This is a genomic window from Serratia marcescens subsp. marcescens ATCC 13880 (assembly GCF_017299535.1).
Lineage (GTDB): Bacteria > Pseudomonadota > Gammaproteobacteria > Enterobacterales > Enterobacteriaceae > Serratia > Serratia marcescens.
This window is the reverse complement of the sequence record NZ_CP071238.1, coordinates 1,392,617-1,410,676: the sequence shown is the minus strand read 5'-3', so window position 1 is coordinate 1,410,676 and position 18,060 is coordinate 1,392,617. Positions and strand designations below refer to the sequence as shown.

Below are 18,060 nucleotides of genomic sequence, written 5' to 3'. Positions count from 1 at the left end.
TTCACCTGAGACGAGCGGCATTATGCTGAATAATAAAGATAACCCTGCATCATCCCCGTGGCCGGCGATCTTCTCGCTGACGGTCGCCTGTTTTGTCATGGTCACCACCGAGTTTCTGCCGATCGGCCTGCTGACCAACATCGCCCCCTCGCTCGGCGTCAGCACCGGCACCGCCGGGCTGATGGTCACCATGCCCGGCATCGTGGCGGCGGTGGCCGCCCCCGCATTGAGCCTGATTTCCGGCCGTCTGGATCGGCGTTTACTGATGCTGGGGCTGTCGCTGTTGCTGATGGTGTCCAACCTGGTGGCGGCGCTGGCCGTCAACTTCCCGATGATGCTGCTGGGCCGCGTGCTGCTGGGCATCTGCGTCGGCGGTTTCTGGTCGTTCGCCGCCAACTACGGCCGCCATCTGGTGCCGGAAGCCAGCCAGGGCCGCGCCACCGCGCTGATCCTCAGCGGCATCTCGGTCGGCGCGGTGTGCGGCGTGCCGGCCGGGGCGCTGATCGGCGATCTGTTCGGCTGGCGCGCCGCCTTCTTCGGCGGTGCGGCATTGGCGGTCGGCGTACTGGCGGCGCAGCTGCGTTTGCTGACCTCGGTGCCGCCTTCCCGGCCGGTCACGCCGCGCGATCTGGTGCTGCCGCTGCGCCTGCCGATGGCGCGCATCGGCCTGATCGCCATCGTGCTGTTGTTCATCGGCCACTTCGCCGCCTACACCTACCTGCGGCCCCTGCTGCAGCAGGTGTTCGTGCTCAGCCCGTCGGCGATCTCGCTGCAGCTGTTGGCCTATGGCGCCATCGGTCTGCTGGGCACCTTTCTCGGCGAGCGTCTGGCGGAACACAGCCTACGCGCCACCTTCATACTGATCGCCGCCATGCTGGCGGGCATTTTGATCGTTTCGCCGCTGCTCAGCGGCCTCGCCGGCGCCACGCTGATGGTGCTGGTATGGGGGCTGGCCTTTGGCGCCGTGCCGGTCTGCGCCACCAACTGGATGTTCGCCGCCGTGCCGCAGGCGCCGGAGGCCGGTCAGGCGCTGTTGGTGTGCGTCATCCAGATCGCGCTGGCCTCCGGCGCACTGCTGGGCGGTGAAGTGGTGGACTGGCAGGGCGTCAGCAGCGCCATGCTGTTCGGCGGCGCGCTGATCCTCTCCGCCACGCTGGTATTCGGCCTCAGCTTGCGCTCCGGCGCGATTGGCGCTAAACAGTGTTAATCATTATCTATCTGCAGAAACATGCCCCGGCCACCGCCGGGGCATGGCGTTGAGAACCTATGGACCATCATTTGCTCGCTATCCGGGTATTTAACCGCGTGGTGGAAACCGGCGGCTTTACCCGCGCCGCCGATTCGCTGGGCATGCCGAAAGCGACGGTCACCAAGCTGATCCAAAATCTGGAGGATCACCTGCAGACCAAGCTGTTTCAGCGCACCACTCGCAGCGTGTCGGTCACCCGCGAAGGCGAATGCTATTACCAAAATACGGTGAAATGGCTGGCGGATTTGGAGCAGATGGAGGGCTGCCTGACCGAGTCGCAAAGTTCTCCGCAGGGCGTGCTGCGCATCGACACCGGCAGCGGCACCGCTCGCCAACTGCTGTTGCCGGCGCTGCCCGGCTTTTTGGAACGCTACCCGCAAATCCAAATCGATCTCAGCATCGGCGATCGCGTTATCGATCTGATCAGCGACAGCGCCGACTGCGTGATCCGCAGCGGCCCATTGGCCGACTCCAGCCTGATCGCCCGGCGTCTGTTCGATCTGGACTGGGTCAGCTGCGCCACCCCGGCTTATCTGGCGCGCCACGGCGCCCCGCGCCACCCGTGCGATCTGGAACAGGGTTTTCCGATGGTGCACTACCGCCATCCGGTCAACGACCGCATCCATCCGCAACGCTATGTCGAACGCGGCAAAGAGATCGCCATCCAGCAGCGCTACCCGGTCAGCATCAATGAAGGCAACGCGCTGCTGGCGGCGAGCCTGGCCGGATTAGGCATCATCCAGATTTATCGGTTTATGGCGCAGCCGCACCTCGAGCGCGGCGAACTGGTCAGCCTGCTGCACGACTGGCAGCCGCCGCCGGAGCAGATGTACGTGGTCTACCCGTCCAATCGCCATCTCAGCGGCAAGCTGCGGGCGTTCATCGACTGGGCGGTGGAGACGTTTCGCTAGCAGCGAGATGAGCCGCACGCTGTAGCCGCGCGCAGTGTGGTATTATTTACCGCATAGTGATTCACCACGGACAACCACCATGGCCTATATCCCCAAAAACTATGCGAAGCTGGAAACCGGCTACCGCGAAAAAGCGCTGAAACTGTTCCCCTGGGTGTGTGGGCGCTGCTCACGCGAGTTCGTCTATTCCAACCTGCGCGAACTGACGGTGCACCACATCGATCACGATCACAGCAACAACCCGGAAGACGGCAGCAACTGGGAAATGTTGTGTCTGTATTGCCACGACCACGAGCACTCGAAATACACCGAGGCCGATCAATACGGTTCGACGGTAGTGGCCGGTGAAGACGCGCAGAAAGATGTCGGCGTCGCCACCCACAATCCGTTCGCCAACCTGAAAGCGATGATGAAGAAATAATGCCGAAAACAGCTTAATAGCCAACTAACTTATTAAGCTGTTAAATTAATAAACCCACCTCCGCATCGTCACTTCCCAGAGAATTCCTACTTACCCATCCGGGCCATCCAGCGCAAAATAAGCTGCGCAGTTAACGACATACTGGCTTGGCAAGCCGCCGCAGTTGGTGCATATTGTTCGCGAGTTGTTCTTGTTAACCTGTTTGATTATCAACCTAATAAGCGCATTAACTTAATAAGTTACCCGCTTAATAACTTGAGAGATGGCAGCATGATTGTTCTGATTGGCTCGCAAAAAGGCGGCGTCGGCAAGTCGACGAAAGCGGTGAATATCGCCGGGTATCTGATTCTTAAGCAAGGCAAGACGGCGATCATCGTCGATGCCGACGACCAGAAATCAATCATGACCTGGTACAACGACCGTCAGAACGTCGAAGGGCTGCCGCACATTCCGGTGGTGGCCGCGTCGGGCAAAATCAAGGAAACGCTGCTGGAGCTGGATCGCCATTACGACTACGTGATCGTCGACACCGCCGGCCGCGACAGCGCCGAACTGCGCTCCGGCCTGCTGGCCGCCGATCTGTTCCTCTCGCCGCTGCGCCCTTCGCAGATGGACCTCGACACCATCGGCTATCTGTCGGAGATGTTCTCCACCGCGCAGGAATATAACGAGAAGGTCAAAGGCTACATCGTGCTGAACATGTGCCCGACCAACATCTTCATTAATGAAGCCAACGAAGCGGCGCAGGTGCTGAGCGAATACCCGGAGTTCACCCTGGTGAGCAACCGCCTGTGCGACCGCAAAATTTACCGCGACGCCTGGGGCGAAGCCATCACCGTGCATGAGGCGAACAATGAAAAGGCGCAGGCCGAGATCGAATGCCTGGTGAAAGAGGTGATCCTGTGAAGAAGCGCACCCCCACCCACCGCATGTCGGAAGACGAATTCATCAACAGTGCCACCTCGCACACGTTGCCGGTCGCGGCGCCCGCGCCGGAAACCAAGCCGGCCGGCCGCAAGCGCACCTATAAGGCGATTTCCGTCAGCCTGACGGACAACCACATCGAAGCCATCGATGAGGTGATCGTGCAGGCGGCGCGCAACGGCATCGTGCGCATCACCCGCTCCGACATCATCAAGCTCGCCATCGACGGGCTGGCGGAGAAAAGCGAAGCGCAGCTGCTGGAACTGCTGAAGAAGCTCTGACCGCACGGCAGCCGCCGGCTGACCCAGCCGGCGGGCCGTTATCATCTTGAGTTCCCCGCCACCTCGCACCGGTAGTCCTGAATTTCGCCGGCCGAGCCCAGGTTCAGATCGGTCAACGTCAAACGGTTCGCCAACAGCAGCATCTCGCCCTGCGGGCTGACCGCCAGCGCCAGACCGTAATTGCCGATGCTGTCGCCCTGCTCGGCCACATAGTTTTGCAACAAGCGGAAAGGATCTTCCTGGGTTAAATCGGTGCCCGCCAATTTTCTGGCCAGGTAGTGGTGGCCGACCAATTTCACCGCCAGCGGTCGCCACTGTTGATCTAATTGCTCCGCCTGTTCCCCCAGCGCGTTATAGACATCCTGGCGCAAGCAGGCAACGTGAATATGCAGCTGATTCTGAGAACGGCCATATTTCGAATTGACCGCCAGAGAAAGCCACGCGTCTTTTAACGGTTTACCCAGCTCGCCGGATATATGTTCGCGGTTGTTCCAGGCCAGGGCGAAATAATGCGGCGTTCGCTCCGCTTGCAATATCGGGCTCTCGATGCCGCTGACCTTTTCGGTTGGCATCACCAGATCGTGATAGGGACCTTTGCTGTCTTTAAACAGTACATAACCCTCGGTTAAGCCAACCTTTACACAGGGCGCCGGATCGTGGTTCTGTTGCTGATTGGGCACGCACTGCTGGCTAACGATTTGCCATAACGCATTCGGATTGCCGCGCCCGAAGAACCACCACAGCACCGCCGCCAGCAGCAAAATAACAAGCAAAATAATTAATAGTCTGAAAAGTCTTTTCATCGCGACGCCCTGTTTAGTTATTCCATCTTGAAAGGAGCGCCAGCATAAATCAAGGCTCCGGCCTCGACCAGAATATTATCCTTAATGCCACCTTTCATTGACCTCTTGTTAGCAAAGGATAATGACAAATACGTCGCCACCTGAGTAATTTAAGGTAAATTAATACCGCAGGTTGAATATGAGTATGATATAAGCAGCCGGACTCTCTTTATATAAGGAACCGATAAGATGCCAACGATGGGCAAATCCCTGCATTACCTCGACGTGGGTTCGGGCTTTCCGTTGCTGCTGGGCCACAGCTATCTGTTCGATCTGAATATGTGGGCGCCGCAGTTCGAAGCGCTGGCGAAACGCTACCGCCTGATCGTGCCGGATCTCTGGGGCCACGGCGATTCACCGGCGCTGCCGCCCGGGCGAAACAGCCTGTCGGATATCGCCGCCGATCATTTGGCGCTGATGGATCGTTTGGATATTGAAGAGTTCGGCATCGTCGGCCTGTCCGTAGGCGGCATGTGGGGCGCCGAACTGGCGGCGCTGGCGCCGGAGCGGGTGAAAGTGCTGGCGCTGCTGGACAGCTACCTGGGCGACGAAACCCCAGAGGCGCGGCAGCGCTATATGGGCATGCTGGCCGCCGTGGAACAGGCCGGCGCCATCGCATCGCCGCTGCTGGAACATGTCGCGTCGCTGTTTTATTCCGATGATGTCCCCGACGCCTTATTGCAATCGCTGCTGTGCCAGCTCCAGAGCCTGCCCGCCGATCGCCTGCGCGAGAGCATCGTACCGCTGGGCCGGATGATCTTTGGCCGCCCCGACAAGCTGGCGCTGCTGGAAAACATCACCGCCGCCAGCATCGTCATCACCGGCGCGCAAGATAAGCCGCGCCCGCCGGCAGAAGGCCAGCGCATGGCGGATCTTCTCGGTTGTCGGCATGTACTGATCCCTGACGCCGGGCATATCAGCAACAAGGAAAACCCGACGGCGGTCAACGAAACGCTGCTGGCGTTTCTGGCTGAAAACACTACGCCACTGTTCTGATAAGATGCTCCGGGCCGCTGGCCCGGAGATTCCCTTCAGACGAAGCCTTAAGGAGGGGGAGGCTAAATCCGGCGCTTATTGGCCGATAGACGTCAGCCCCTGGCGGATCCCTTCGTCAGCCTGCTGACACCACGCCTGCAGACCCTGCGGCGCTTCCTTCTCCAACGCAACCACGTTGCCGTCGTCGTTCAGCACATTGCCTTCACGGCCCATCGCTTCGCGCTTGTCGCCGTCGCGGGTGTCGACGCCGCCGGGGATCGCCGCCACGTAGGCCACCATTTTCTTGGCGTTGTCGATGCTGTCCGCTTTCAGGAAACCTTTATCGACACAGTAGGACATCAGCCCGGCGGTATTACGCGTGATGTCATAGACGTTTTTCAACGCGGCAGGATCCATCCCTTCGGCGTTGGCGGTGTTGAACAAGCCCAGAGTCGCGGCAATCATGCCGGTCAGAATGATCTTTTTCATTGTTATCTCGTTTTAATAATGAATTATTTAGCTTTGAATTATTCACAAAAATAATGTGAATGTCGGTACGGTATAACGGCGGCCCAGATTAACACAACCCTGACGCGTTAATAACTGTGATTAAGTTAACCTCTCATAAAATAAAAATGCATGATGGAGTTATTATTCCGCTCGACGTCAGTTTTTTACGCGCGACATTAACCGCACCCAATTCAATTTAAAATAGTCTCACAGGGAATGATTTACAACGGAAGCGTTGGTCTGCGGTCAATCACGCCCCCGCCCTTTGCTAAAACCACAGGCGTGGCATAGCCTGTTAAGACGCGCCACGCCTTAGGGGAAGGAGAGCCGCATGAACCATTCCGTCCGGCCGCCGCAATGCGACGACAAAACCATTCTCGATATCACGATGAATTTATATCTCTATCCGGCGGCGCTTATTGCGCACCGCCTGGGCATCTTTGAGTTTATTGCTCTGCACCCCCGCAATCTGACCGATATATGCGCTCAGGCCAATGTGGAAAAACGCCCGGCGGAGACGCTGGTCATGGCGCTAGTGGCATTGAAATTGATCGCCAGAGACGGCGAAACATTCTCTCTGACGCCGGAAGCGGAAATCTTTTTGTTAAAAAACAACCCGCATTACTTCGGCTATTTTTGGGATTTGATGATTGAAAACAGCGAGATTTTCACGCTGCAAAACCTGGAAAGCGCCATCAGAAAGAATACTTCGCAGGTGTATGGCGAGCAGGAGCTGTTTGAAACGCATACGCTCGACGCCGACAGAATGCGGCGTTTTACCCACGCCATGCACAGCCTGAGCATGGGATCGGCCAGCGTTTGGCCTACGTTGCTGCCCCTCGGCGCCTGCCGCGCGGCGCTGGATATCGGCGGCGCCTCCGGCGCCCATGCCATCAGCCTGGCGGCCCACTGGCCGGCGCTCACGTGCACCGTGTTCGATCTGCCGGAGGTGTGCCCGCTCGCCGCCGACTACGCGCGCCATTACGGCCTCAGCCACCGCATCGGCACCCACAGCGGCGATATGTGGCGCGATCCCTACCCGGCGGCGGATCTGCACCTGTACTCCAATATTTTCCACGACTGGCCGATGGACAAGAACCGCTTCCTGGCGCAAAAGAGCTATGCGGCCCTCCCGCCCGGAGGCAGGATCGTGATCCACGAAGTGCTGTACAACGATGACGGCGACGGCCCGCCTGCCGCCGCGGGATACAGCCTGATGATGATGGGATGGACGCAGGGCCGCCAATACTCCGGCAAGGAAATCGGCGGCCTGCTGCGCGACATCGGCTTCGGGCCCGCTCAGGTGCTGCCGTCGCTCGGCTATTTCAGCATCGTCACGGCGCAAAAACCCCTGACTTAACGGTTCACCGATCGCGCCATGCGGCTGTAGGTGTGGCGCACGCCGCGAATCGCCACGCTGTAGGCGAAGATGTTTTCCGGCAGCGCCAACCCCAAATAGCCGGTATCACCGATATGATGCAGATCGGCGCCGGCCATTTTGCTCATCAGCGCAATCTGCCGCACGGTCTGCACGTCGGCCCCCTCTTGCGAGGTGCCGATCGCCGTCATCGCCAGCGCGCCCTGCCGCTGGGCAAAGGCGATCAACGCCGCCACTTTCTCCTGCGACATGCCGGGAATCGTGCCCGGCGCCGGCAACAGCACGATGTCCGCGCCGTTTTCCACGAACAGCGCGATGTCCCGCTCGCCGATCAGCTGGCTGCCGCTTTCGCGCACAATGCCCGCGCCGTGCATTTTGCCGGTCACCAGCACCATCTCGTCGCCCACTTCATCGCGGATCGCTTTCAGCGCGGCGGCGATCGCCTGATTGCTGACGCCGTTGTTCGGGTTGCCGGTCAGCACCAGCATGCGCGCGCCGAGTTGATACAGTTTACGGGCATTTTCGGCGGTGGCGGCGCGGCCCGCCGTCATCTGCCAGAAGTCGTTATGTTCGGTAGCGAAAGCCGGATCGACCGCCTCCAGGTTCACCCCGACCACCCGCCCGGTCAGGCGCTGCAGCGTGCGCAGCGCCTCCTGCGGCGGCACGTCGGCGGGCAGGCCCGCGATATGCGGACGATCGACGTCGAACAGGTTCAACAGCAACAGATCGGCGCCCTGACTGGCCGCCAGTTCGGCATTGGTGACGTTATTGAGCAGCGGCTGAGTGACCGCGATGGTTTCGCTGACCAAGATGCGCCCTTCGCTGGCGCGGATGGCGTAGAGCAAATCGGCTTTGCCGATATCGGCCAGATCGCTGGCGCTGCAGTCCAGATAGCGTTTCATGAGGCAAGCTCCGGTGACATTAGCGGATAGGATGGATCCCCCTCTCCCACCGCAGTGAAAGAGGGGGAAAAGGTTACTTCAGCGTAAAGCTTTGCGCCTGCACGTTGTCGGAATCCAGGCCGACGAACACGTTGAATTTACCCGGCTCCGCCCCCCATTTCAGGCTGGCGTTGTAGAACTTCAGATCGTCTTCGCTAATCGGCAGTTCGACCTGCTGCGACTGACCGGCCTTCAGCATCACTTTCTTGAAGTTGCGCAGCTCCTTCACCGGCCGGCTGACCGAGGCGGTCACGTCCTGCAGATACAGCTGCACCACCGTGGCGCCGTCGTACTTGCCGGTATTCTTCAGCGTGACGCTGGCGGTTAGCTTGCCGTTGCGCGCCATCGTCGGGCTGGATAATTTCAGATCCGACAGGCTGAAGGTGGTGTAGCTCAGGCCGTAACCGAACGGATACAGCGGGCCGTTCGGCGAATCGAAGTAGCGTGAGGTGTACTTGCCCGGATTCTCCTTGCCGAACGGACGGCCGGTGTTCAGGTGGTTGTAGTACATCGGGATCTGGCCGACCGAGCGCGGGAAGGTCATCGGCAGCTTGCCCGACGGGTTATAGTCGCCGAACAGCACGTCCGCCACCGCGTTGCCGCCCTCGGTGCCGCTGTACCAGGTTTCCAGCATCGCGTCCGCCTGCTCGCTCTCCCAGCTCAGCGCCAGCGGCCGGCCGTTCATCAGCACCAGCACCAGCGGCTTGCCGGTGGCTTTCAGCGCGGCGATCAAATCGCGTTGGCTCTGCGGGATCGTGATGTCGGCGCGGCTGGAGGCCTCATGCGCCATGCCCTGCGATTCCCCCACCACCGCCACCACCACGTCGGCCTTGTTCGCCGCCTGTACCGCTTCGTCGATCATCTGCTGCGGCGAGCGGGTATCGAACGCCACCGCCGGCTCATACTCGTTCAGATAGTCGATGATGCCTTTATCCTGCGTGACGTTGGCGCCCTTGGCGTACAAAATGCGCGCCTTGTCGCCCACCGCCCGCTCCAGCCCTTCGCGCAGGGTGACCGACTGTTTGACCACCCCGGCGGCGGACCAACTGCCCATCACGTCGCGCTGGCTGTCGGCCATCGGCCCGACCAGCGCAATGGTCGCCTGTTTGCTCAGCGGCAGCGTCTGCTTATCGTTCTTCAGCAGCACCATTGTCTTGCGCGCCACCACCCGCGCTTCGGCGCGGTGCAGACGGCTTTCGGCGTTGGTGTCCTGCGGATCGGAACCCGCCGGGCCCAGATGCACGTAAGGATTGGTGAATAGCCCCATGTCGTATTTGGTGTTCAGCACGTCGCGGCAGGCGCGGTCGATATCGCTTTCAGGCACCAGCCCGTCCTTCACCAGACCCGGCAGGTACTTGTCGTAGAACTCGTCGCTCATGCTCATGTCGACGCCGGAGGTGATCGCCAGCCGCACCGCGTCGCGCGCGTCGGCGGCCACGCCGTGTTTAATCAGCTCTTTGATCGCGCCGTGGTCGCTGATGGTGATGCCTTTAAAGCCCCACTGCTCGCGCAGCAGATCTTTCAGCAGCCACGGGTTGGCGGTGGCCGGCACGCCGTTGATCGCGTTGAGCGACACCATCACCCCGCCGCTGCCGGCGTCCACCGCCGCTTTGTAAGGCGGCAGATAGTCCTGATGCATGCGCAGCGGGCTCATGTCGACAGTGTTGTAATCGCGGCCGCCTTCGACGGCGCCGTACAATGCAAAGTGCTTGACGCTGGCCATCACCGAACCGGGTTTGGCCGGATCGCCGTTCTGGAAACCGTCGACCATCACCTTGGCGATTTTCGATACCAGCCAGGTGTCTTCGCCGAAGCCTTCGGACACCCGGCCCCAGCGAGGATCGCGGGTGATATCGACCATCGGCGCGAAGGTCATGTTCAGGCCATCGTCGCTGGCCTCCTGCGCCGCCACGCGGGCGCTGAGCGCAATGGCTTCCAGATCGAAGCTGGCCGCCAGCCCCAGGCTGATCGGGAACACGGTGCGCTGGCCATGCACCACGTCATAGGCGAAGAACAACGGGATTTTGAGGCGGCTGAGCTGCATCGCCTGATCCTGCATAACCCGGATATCCGGCCGGGTAACGGTATTGAAGATGGCGCCGATCTGCCCTTTGCGGATCCCCTCGCGGATCGCTTCTTTCGGGTTATCCGGCCCGACGCTGATCAGCCGCAGCTGGCCGATCTTCTCTTCCAGCGTCATCTGCTTCATCAAATTGGACACGAAGGCGTCGCGCTGCTGGGCGTGAATGCCCTGCGTTATCGGCGTTTCCTGCGCAAAAGCCGGACTGAGGGCCAGACCGGACAACATACTCACCACACAAAGCCATTTCATCTTGTTTTATCTCAGGCGTGTTTCCGCCGCCAAAGCCGCGGGGTTTAATCGGAGTGAAGAAACAGTTTGCCACACTCTGTTTCATCGCCAAGGGAATTCGCATCGCTAATGTTTACAAAGCATTACAGGTTATCGGCAGGTAATTCTGCAGCCGGGCGCGGCTGTCGGCGGCCTCCGCCGACAGAAAATCGACCAGCGCGGTTAACGTCGGCGGCGCCACCGTGCGTTCAGGATAGACCAAATAATAGGCCGCGCCGCTGCTGACGCAGAGCGGGAACGGCGTCACGACGCGCCGCGCCTGAATATCCTCCTCCAACAGGCACAAATCGCCGATGGCGATGCCAAACCCTTGCAGCGCCGCGCTCATCGCCAGATCGAGGGTATCGAAATGCTGGGCCTTGCCGGACGGCAACGCATCGGCGCCCGCCGCCTTCAGCCAGCGCAGCCAGTCGCGCCGATCGCGCGTCGGGTGCAGCAGAGTTTTGTCCGTCAAGTCCGTCAGCCGAGGCGCCGGCGGCAGAAACGTCGGCGTGCAGACCGGCGTGAGGATTTCGTCGAACAGCAGGTGCGCGGCCAGCTTTTTGCCCGGCGGCCGGCCGAATAGCACCGCGGCGTCAAACTGCTCGGCGCTGAAATCCAGGCCGTGCGACACCGAGGCGGTCAGCTCGATATGCATGTCCGGCCGTTCATTTTGCAGGCGAATGATGCGCGGCAGCACCCAGCGCATGGCACAGGTCGGGCATTTGATGCGCAGCGCCCCCGGCGGGGCGGCGGCCCGCGTCAGGGCTTCATCCAACTGCCCCAGCGCCTGCTGTACCGGCGCCAGCAGCTGCGCGCCCTGCGGCGTCAGCGCCAAACCGCGCGCCTGGCGGCTGAACAGCGGATACCCCAGGCGCTGTTCCAGCCCAAGGATTTGCCGGCTGACCGCCCCCTGCGTCAGGTGCAGCTGCCGGGCGGCATGGGTAAAGTTAAGGCGTTGCGCCACCACCACAAAGGTTTTCAACACGTCGAGCGACGGCAGGGGTATCGGCATAGCGAGCCTCGATTAGGTATGATCGTAGTGCATGGCAAGTATGACAAACTTTCCCTTGTCCGCCTACGCCGGCTGATGCTTAATCGCTCAACACTTCCCTGTTTGCCTGGAGCCCATCATGCAGAGCGCCTGCTCATCCCGCTCGAAGCTGCCGGACGTCGGCACCACTATCTTCACCGTCATTGGCCAACTCAGCGCCGAACATCAGGCCCTCAATCTGTCGCAGGGCGCGCCCAATTTCGCCGGCGATCCGCAGTTGATCGAGGCAACGGCGCAAGCCATGCGCGCAGGTCATAACCAATACGCGCCGATGAGCGGCGTGGTGGCGTTACGTGCTGCTCTGGCGGAAAAAGCTGAACGATTGTATGGCGCGCGCTATGACGCCGACGAAGAAATCACGGTGATCGCCAGCGCCAGCGAAGGGCTGTACTCGGCGATCAGCGCGCTGGTGCATCCCGGCGACGAGGTGATCTATTTCGAACCGGCGTTCGACAGCTATGCGCCGATCGTGCGCCTGCAGGGCGCCACGCCGGTGGCGATCAAACTGTCGCTGCAGGATTTTCGCGTCGACTGGGACGAAGTGGCCGCCGCCATCAACGGCAAAACGCGCATGATCATCGTCAACACGCCGCACAACCCGACCGGCGCGGTGTTCGACGCGCAGGATATCGACCGCCTGACCGCCCTGACCCGCGACACCGACATCGTGATCCTGTCCGACGAGGTCTACGAGCACGTGGTGTTCGACGGCGATATTCACCACAGCATGGCGCGCTATCCGCAGTTGGCGGAACGCAGCGTGATCGTGTCGTCGTTCGGCAAAACCTACCACGTCACCGGCTGGCGCGTCGGCTATTGCCTGGCGCCGGCGGCGTTGATGGACGAAATCCGCAAGGTGCACCAGTTCATGGTGTTCTCCGCCGATACGCCGATGCAGCACGCCTTCGCCGCCGCGCTCGCCAACCCGCAGAGCTACCTGGGGCTGGCGGCGTTTTACCAACAAAAGCGCGATCTGCTGGCCAGCGCCCTGCAGGATTCGCGCTTTGAGCTGCTGCCCAGCCGCGGCAGCTTCTTCATGCTGGCCCGCTTTAGCGGCTTCAGTCACGAAAGCGACAATGATTTCGCCGTGCGCTTGATCCGCGAAGCGAAGGTGGCGACGATCCCGCTGTCGGCGTTCTACAGCGACGGCACCGATACCGGCCTTATTCGGCTGAGTTTTTCCAAAGATAACGAGACCCTGCTGGAAGGCGCGCGCCGCCTGAGCCAGGTGTAATTTTTTGTCCGACCATGGGAAAGGGGCACTGCCTATGAAAGCTTTGAAAACGCTGTTCGCCGCCGGATGCCTGCTGGCCGCCGGCTCTTCTCTGGCGGCGGAAAACAGCCTGCGCTTCGGTCTGGAAGCGCTGTATCCGCCGTTCGAATCCAAATCCGCCAGCGGCAAACTGGAAGGGTTCGACATCGAGTTGGGCGACGCGGTGTGCGCCGCCGCGCAGTTGCAATGCAGCTGGGTGGAAACCTCGTTCGACAGCCTGATCCCAGCGCTGCAGGCGCGCAAGTTCGACGCCATCAACTCGGCGATGAACGTGACCGAACAGCGGCGCCAGGCGATCGCCTTTACCGACGCCATCTATCAGGTGCCGAACCGCCTGATCGCCAAAGCCGGCAGCGGCCTGCTGCCGGACGCCAACGCGCTGGCGGGCAAACACGTGGGCGTGCTGCAAGGCTCGATTCAGGAGATTTACGCCAAAACCCATTGGGCGCCGGCGGGCGTGGATGTGGTGTCTTACCAGGATCAGAATCAGGTGTATCTCGATCTGGCGGCCGGTCGGCTCGACGCCACGCTGGTGATGGCGCCCTCGGGGCAAAGCGGCTTCCTGTCACAGCCGGACGGCAAAGGCTTCGCCTTCGTCGGCGAGGCGGTGCGCGACGACAAAATCCTCGGTGAAGGCATCGCCTTCGGCCTGCGTAAAGGGGATGAGGCGCTGAAGAAGAAACTGGATGCCGCCATCGCCAAAGTGAAGCAGCAAGGCACGGTGGCGGCGCTGTCGAAGAAGTATTTCGGCGATATCGACGTGACGGTGAAGTGATGGACGGGGGCGGCACCGCCGCCCCCTGCCGCGTTTAGCGATCGAACACCGAACTGTTCAGCGCGCGATCCTGCTGGTGGCGCTCCAGCGCCAATTCGATCAGGCGCGTGATCAGCGCCTGGTAGCTGACGCCGCTGGCGGCCCACAGCTTGGGATACATGCTGATGTTGGTGAAGCCCGGCAGCGTGTTGATCTCGTTGATCACCACCTGGTTGTCCGGCGTCAGGAACACATCCACCCGCGCCAGCCCGAAGCACTCCAGCGCGCGGAACGCCTTCAGCGCCACCTCGCGGATGTGGTCGCTCACTTCCGGCGCGATCGCCGCCGGCACCACCACCTGAGCGCCCTGCTCATTGATGTATTTGGTGTCGTAGGAGTAGAAGGCGTCGCTCAGCACGATCTCGCCGCACACGCTGGCCTGCGGATCGTCGTTCCCCAGCACCGCGCACTCGATCTCGCGGCCGACGATCGCCGACTCCACCAGCACCTTGTGATCGAAACTGAAGGCCAGTGCCACCGCCGCGTCAAACTCGGCGCGGTTTTCCACCTTGCTGACCCCGACCGACGAGCCCTGGTTGGCCGGCTTGACGAACAGCGGCAGGCCGAGGCGCTCGCTCAGTTGCTCAAACGTGAAGCCGGCGCGGTTGGCGCGCGTCAGGGTGACGAACGGCGCCACCGCCAGCCCGGCGTCGCGCAGCAGGCGCTTGGTCACGTCTTTATCCATGCTGACCGCCGAGCCGAGCACGCCGGCGCCGACGAACGGCATATTGGCCATGCGCAGCAGCCCCTGCAGCGAGCCGTCCTCCCCCAGCGTGCCGTGCACGATCGGGAAAATGACGTCGAGCTGGCCCAGCGCGCCGGCGCTGCCCGCTTCGATCAGCTGCTGTTTTTCCTGGCCCGGGATCAGCGCCACGTTCTTGTTCGAGCGGTTCAGCGCGATCAACGCCGGATTCTCGGCGTTGAGCAGGTAATTGGAGGCGTCGTTGATGTGCCACTGCCCCTGTTTGTCGATCCCCAGCAGCGTGACGTCAAACTTCTCTTTGTCGATTGCATCCACAATGTTTTTGGCCGACTGCAGCGACACCTCATGCTCCGCCGATTTACCGCCAAAAATCACCCCAACACGTAGTTTAGTCACGCCTTAAATCCTTCTGAAAAATCATGGCAAAAAAGTCGTTCATCACAATAAACGCATTGCCTGGCGGCGGCAATCGTTGTTGCCAGAATCTTCTTACGCCACAGAATGCCACATCGCGACCATCCAAAACGTATACACTTCGTATATTGTTCATTTATTGGAGACGCCAATGGGCATCGTAAAAATTTCGGACGCGCTGCATGACGATCTGCGCCTCGCCAGCCTGACCATGACGCGTTCGATCAATGCGCAGGCCGAGTACTGGATCAGGATAGGCATGCTGGCGGAGTTCCATCCGGAACTGACCTATCCGCAGCTGGTAAAAAAAATGATGAAAGATAACGCGCTGACGCTGAAGGAGATTGTCGGGTGAAACAGATTGTGATTAAAACGCCGGAAGAGATTGCCAAAATGCGCCATTCCGGCGCTCTGCTGGCCAAAGTGTTTGCTATGCTCGATGAGGTCATCGTCGAAGGCATCTCCACCATGGAGATCAACGACCGCGCCGAGGCGTTTATCGTCGAAGAACTGAAGTCGCGCCCGGCCAGCAAGGGGCAGTATGATTTCCCCTATGTGCTCAATACCTCCGTGGACGATGTGGTGTGCCACGGGGTGCCGTCGGCCAGCAAAATCCTGCGTTCCGGCATGATCGTCAACGTGGATATTACGCTGGAAAACGGCGGCTATATCGCCGACTCCAGCAAGATGTACTGCATCGGCCAGGTGACGCCGCTGGCCAAACGGTTGGTGAACAACGTCTACGAATCGATGTGGCAGGGCATTCGCGCGGTCAAACCGGGCGCCACTCTGGGGGATATCGGCCACGCCATCCAGCGGCACGCCGAACAGGCCGGCTACAGCATCGTGCGGGAATATTGCGGCCACGGCATCGGCCGCGACATGCACGAAGAGCCGGCGGTGCTGCACTACGGTCAAGCCGGCAGCGGCATGGCGTTGCAGGAAGGCATGGTGTTCACCATCGAGCCGATGATCAACCAGGGCGACCGCCGCATCAAACAGAAGAAGGACGGCTGGACGGTGGTGACGCGCGACAAAAAACTGTCGGCGCAGTGGGAACACACCGTGGCGGTCACCGCCGACGGCGTGGAGATCCTGACGCTGCGCGACGAAGAGCGCCGAGCCGGTTACGTCGAGCGCTACTAAACCCGCAAGCCATTAGCCTACCAAGCTGATAGCTTAATAAGTTATTTAATTAATAACCTCTTAGCTTGTTGCGCGGCACCCCGGCGCCGCGGTTAAAGCGACGGAGATGACAGGGAGACAGGCAGCATGCAGTCAGGCAATCAGACGTTTATCAATCAGCTCAAGGACATCGTCGGCGGCCCGCAGCTGTTGACCGGCGATCGCAACACCGAGCGTTATCGCAAGGGGTTCCGCTCCGGCGAAGGCCAGGCGCTGGCGGTGGTATTCCCTACCAGCCTGCTGCAGCTGTGGCGCATTCTGCAGGCCTGCGTGGCCGCCGACAAAATCGTCATCATGCAAGCCGCCAACACCGGCCTGACCGAGGGCTCAACCCCCAGCGGCAACGACTATGATCGCGATATCGTCATCGTCAGCACCCTGCGCCTCGATCATATTCAGGTGCTGGACAACGGCAAGCAGGTGGTCGGCTTCCCCGGCAGCACCCTGCACCACCTCGAGAAATTGCTCAAACCCTACGGCCGCGAACCGCATTCGGTGATCGGCTCCTCCTGCATCGGCGCCTCGGTGATCGGCGGCGTATGCAACAACTCCGGCGGCTCGCTGGTGAAACGCGGCCCGGCCTATACCGAAATGGCGCTGTACGCCCAGTTAGGGGAAGACGGCCAGCTGCGCCTGGTGAACCATCTGGGCATCCGCCTCGGCGACACGCCGGAAGAGATCCTCACCCGGCTGGAAAAAGGCGACTATCGCCCAGAGGACGTCGAATACGGTGAGCTGCGCGCCTCGGATAACGAATACGCCAGCCGGGTGCGCGACGTCGATGCCGACACCCCTTCCCGCTTCAACGCCGACAAACGCCGCCTGTACGAAGCCTCCGGCTGCGCCGGCAAACTGGCGGTGTTCGCGGTGCGACTCGACACCTTCGAGAAAGAGGGCAAAGAGCAGGTGTTCTATATCGGCACCAACGACACCGCGGTGCTGACCGAACTGCGCCGCCACATGCTGAGCAAATTCGAAAACCTGCCGGTGGCCGGTGAATACATGCACCGCGATATCTTCGACATCGCCGAGGTGTACGGCAAAGATACCTTCATGATGATCGACAAGCTCGGCACCGATCAGATGCCGCGCTTCTTCACCCTGAAAGGCCGCATGGACGCCAACCTCAACAAGCTGCCGCTGCTGCCGCACAACCTGACCGATCGGCTGATGCAGGGCCTGAGCCATCTGGCGCCGAGCCACCTGCCGAAGCGCATGAAGGAATACCGCGAACGTTTCGAACACCATCTGCTGCTGAAGATGGCCGGCCCCGGCGTGGAAGAGGCCCAGCGCTACCTGACCGACTATTTCGCCCAGGCCGAAGGCGCCTTCTTCGCCTGCACGCCTGACGAGGGCAAAAAGGCTTTTCTGCACCGCTTCGCCGCCGCCGGCGCCGCCGTGCGCTACCACGCGGTGCACGCCGACAAGGTGGAGGATATTCTGGCGCTGGACATCGCCCTGCGCCGCAACGACACCGACTGGTTCGAAACGCTGCCGCCGGAAATCGACAGTCAGTTGGTGCATAAACTGTATTACGGCCACTTTATGTGCCACGTCTTCCACCAGGACTACGTGGTGAAAAAAGGCGTGGACAGCCATGCGCTGAAAGAAAAGATGCTCGAGATCCTCAACCGGCGCGGCGCCGAGTACCCGGCGGAGCATAACGTCGGCCACCTCTACCACGCCAAGGCGGATCTGCAGGCGTTCTACCGCACCGCCGATCCGACCAACAGCTTCAACCCCGGCATCGGCAAAACCAGCAAACGCAAAGGCTGGGCCGAAGACCCCCGCTAAGACCGCTCAATTAGCCCGCCGCCGCACCCGGCGCGGGCCTC

At 61.0% G+C, this 18,060-nt stretch carries 18 protein-coding genes; 12 read left to right on the top strand and 6 right to left on the bottom strand.

Going from position 1 to position 18,060, the window contains the following annotated elements:
• Positions 1-22: 22 nt before the first annotated feature.
• The 5 genes from J0F90_RS06670 (at position 23) to J0F90_RS06650 (ending at position 3,786) form a co-directional block, all read left to right on the top strand.
• Positions 23-1,207 (top strand): MFS transporter, encoded by a 1,185-nt coding sequence (locus J0F90_RS06670; RefSeq protein WP_033641000.1) that lies wholly within the window; start codon positions 23-25, stop codon positions 1,205-1,207.
• Positions 1,208-1,266: 59 nt separating this feature from the next.
• A complete protein-coding gene (locus J0F90_RS06665) occupies positions 1,267-2,160 on the top strand; it encodes a LysR family transcriptional regulator (protein WP_033641001.1) in 894 nt (297 codons plus the stop codon).
• A gap of 79 nt (positions 2,161-2,239) precedes the next feature.
• Positions 2,240-2,581 (top strand): HNH nuclease YajD, encoded by a 342-nt coding sequence (gene yajD, locus J0F90_RS06660; protein WP_016928619.1) that lies wholly within the window; start codon positions 2,240-2,242, stop codon positions 2,579-2,581.
• 270 nt (positions 2,582-2,851) lie between these two features.
• Positions 2,852-3,487, top strand: coding sequence for a division plane positioning ATPase MipZ (locus tag J0F90_RS06655; protein ID WP_033641002.1), 636 nt, complete (start codon positions 2,852-2,854; stop codon positions 3,485-3,487).
• Complete coding sequence (locus J0F90_RS06650) at positions 3,484-3,786, top strand: hypothetical protein (RefSeq protein WP_033641003.1); 303 nt, start codon at positions 3,484-3,486, stop codon at positions 3,784-3,786. The genes J0F90_RS06655 and J0F90_RS06650 overlap by 4 nt, the downstream gene beginning before the upstream one ends.
• A 41-nt stretch (positions 3,787-3,827) precedes the next feature.
• Here the strand turns inward: J0F90_RS06650 and J0F90_RS06645 are convergent, their stop codons facing one another.
• Positions 3,828-4,589 (bottom strand): CDP-diacylglycerol diphosphatase, encoded by a 762-nt coding sequence (locus J0F90_RS06645; RefSeq protein ID WP_033641004.1) that lies wholly within the window; start codon positions 4,587-4,589, stop codon positions 3,828-3,830.
• Between the two features lie 237 nt (positions 4,590-4,826).
• On the opposite strand from J0F90_RS06645, the gene J0F90_RS06640 reads away from it, so the two are divergent.
• The gene (locus J0F90_RS06640; protein WP_080286930.1) at positions 4,827-5,624 is read left to right on the top strand and encodes an alpha/beta fold hydrolase; all 798 of its coding nucleotides are present in this window, start codon (positions 4,827-4,829) and stop codon (positions 5,622-5,624) included.
• A gap of 75 nt (positions 5,625-5,699) precedes the next feature.
• On the opposite strand, the gene J0F90_RS06635 is transcribed toward J0F90_RS06640, so the two are convergent.
• Positions 5,700-6,092, bottom strand: a complete 393-nt coding sequence (locus tag J0F90_RS06635) for a hypothetical protein (RefSeq protein ID WP_016928624.1) — start codon at positions 6,090-6,092, stop codon at positions 5,700-5,702.
• A 352-nt stretch (positions 6,093-6,444) separates the two neighbouring features.
• Here J0F90_RS06635 and J0F90_RS06630 point away from each other — a divergent pair, with 352 nt between their 5' ends.
• Positions 6,445-7,473, top strand: a complete 1,029-nt coding sequence (locus J0F90_RS06630) for a methyltransferase (protein WP_016928625.1) — start codon at positions 6,445-6,447, stop codon at positions 7,471-7,473.
• On the opposite strand, the gene J0F90_RS06625 is transcribed toward J0F90_RS06630, so the two are convergent.
• The 3 genes from J0F90_RS06625 to J0F90_RS06615 all read right to left on the bottom strand — a co-directional run bounded on the left by J0F90_RS06625 (position 7,470) and on the right by J0F90_RS06615 (position 11,797).
• Positions 7,470-8,393 carry a DUF7916 family protein gene (locus J0F90_RS06625; RefSeq protein ID WP_033641006.1) on the bottom strand — a complete coding sequence of 308 codons (924 nt, stop codon included), beginning with the start codon at positions 8,391-8,393 and terminating at the stop codon, positions 7,470-7,472. The genes J0F90_RS06630 and J0F90_RS06625 overlap by 4 nt on opposite strands.
• Positions 8,394-8,466: 73 nt before the next feature.
• Complete coding sequence (gene bglX, locus J0F90_RS06620; RefSeq protein ID WP_033641007.1) at positions 8,467-10,764, bottom strand: beta-glucosidase BglX; 2,298 nt, start codon at positions 10,762-10,764, stop codon at positions 8,467-8,469.
• A gap of 112 nt (positions 10,765-10,876) precedes the next feature.
• Positions 10,877-11,797, bottom strand: a complete 921-nt coding sequence (locus J0F90_RS06615; protein ID WP_033641008.1) for a LysR substrate-binding domain-containing protein — start codon at positions 11,795-11,797, stop codon at positions 10,877-10,879.
• Positions 11,798-11,915: 118 nt separating this feature from the next.
• Between J0F90_RS06615 and J0F90_RS06610 the strand changes: the two genes are divergently transcribed.
• Entirely contained in the window at positions 11,916-13,070 is a 1,155-nt protein-coding gene (locus J0F90_RS06610) for a methionine aminotransferase (RefSeq protein WP_033641009.1), read from the top strand.
• Positions 13,071-13,104: 34 nt separating this feature from the next.
• Positions 13,105-13,884, top strand: a complete 780-nt coding sequence (locus J0F90_RS06605; protein WP_033641010.1) for an ABC transporter substrate-binding protein — start codon at positions 13,105-13,107, stop codon at positions 13,882-13,884.
• 34 nt (positions 13,885-13,918) lie between these two features.
• Here J0F90_RS06605 and ddlA read toward each other — a convergent pair whose 3' ends face one another.
• Positions 13,919-15,022, bottom strand: a complete 1,104-nt coding sequence (gene ddlA / locus J0F90_RS06600; RefSeq protein ID WP_015377061.1) for a D-alanine--D-alanine ligase — start codon at positions 15,020-15,022, stop codon at positions 13,919-13,921.
• A 169-nt stretch (positions 15,023-15,191) separates the two neighbouring features.
• On the opposite strand from ddlA, the gene J0F90_RS06595 reads away from it, so the two are divergent.
• The 3 genes from J0F90_RS06595 (at position 15,192) to dld (ending at position 18,019) form a co-directional block, all read left to right on the top strand.
• Positions 15,192-15,395, top strand: coding sequence for a ParD-like family protein (locus J0F90_RS06595; RefSeq protein WP_004939618.1), 204 nt, complete (start codon positions 15,192-15,194; stop codon positions 15,393-15,395).
• Complete coding sequence (map, locus tag J0F90_RS06590) at positions 15,392-16,186, top strand: type I methionyl aminopeptidase (protein WP_033641011.1); 795 nt, start codon at positions 15,392-15,394, stop codon at positions 16,184-16,186. Before J0F90_RS06595 ends, map begins: the two co-directional genes overlap by 4 nt.
• Before the next feature lie 126 nt (positions 16,187-16,312).
• On the top strand, positions 16,313-18,019 hold the full coding sequence (dld, locus tag J0F90_RS06585; protein WP_033641012.1) for a D-lactate dehydrogenase: 1,707 nt from the start codon (positions 16,313-16,315) through the stop codon (positions 18,017-18,019).
• Positions 18,020-18,060 lie beyond the last annotated feature (41 nt).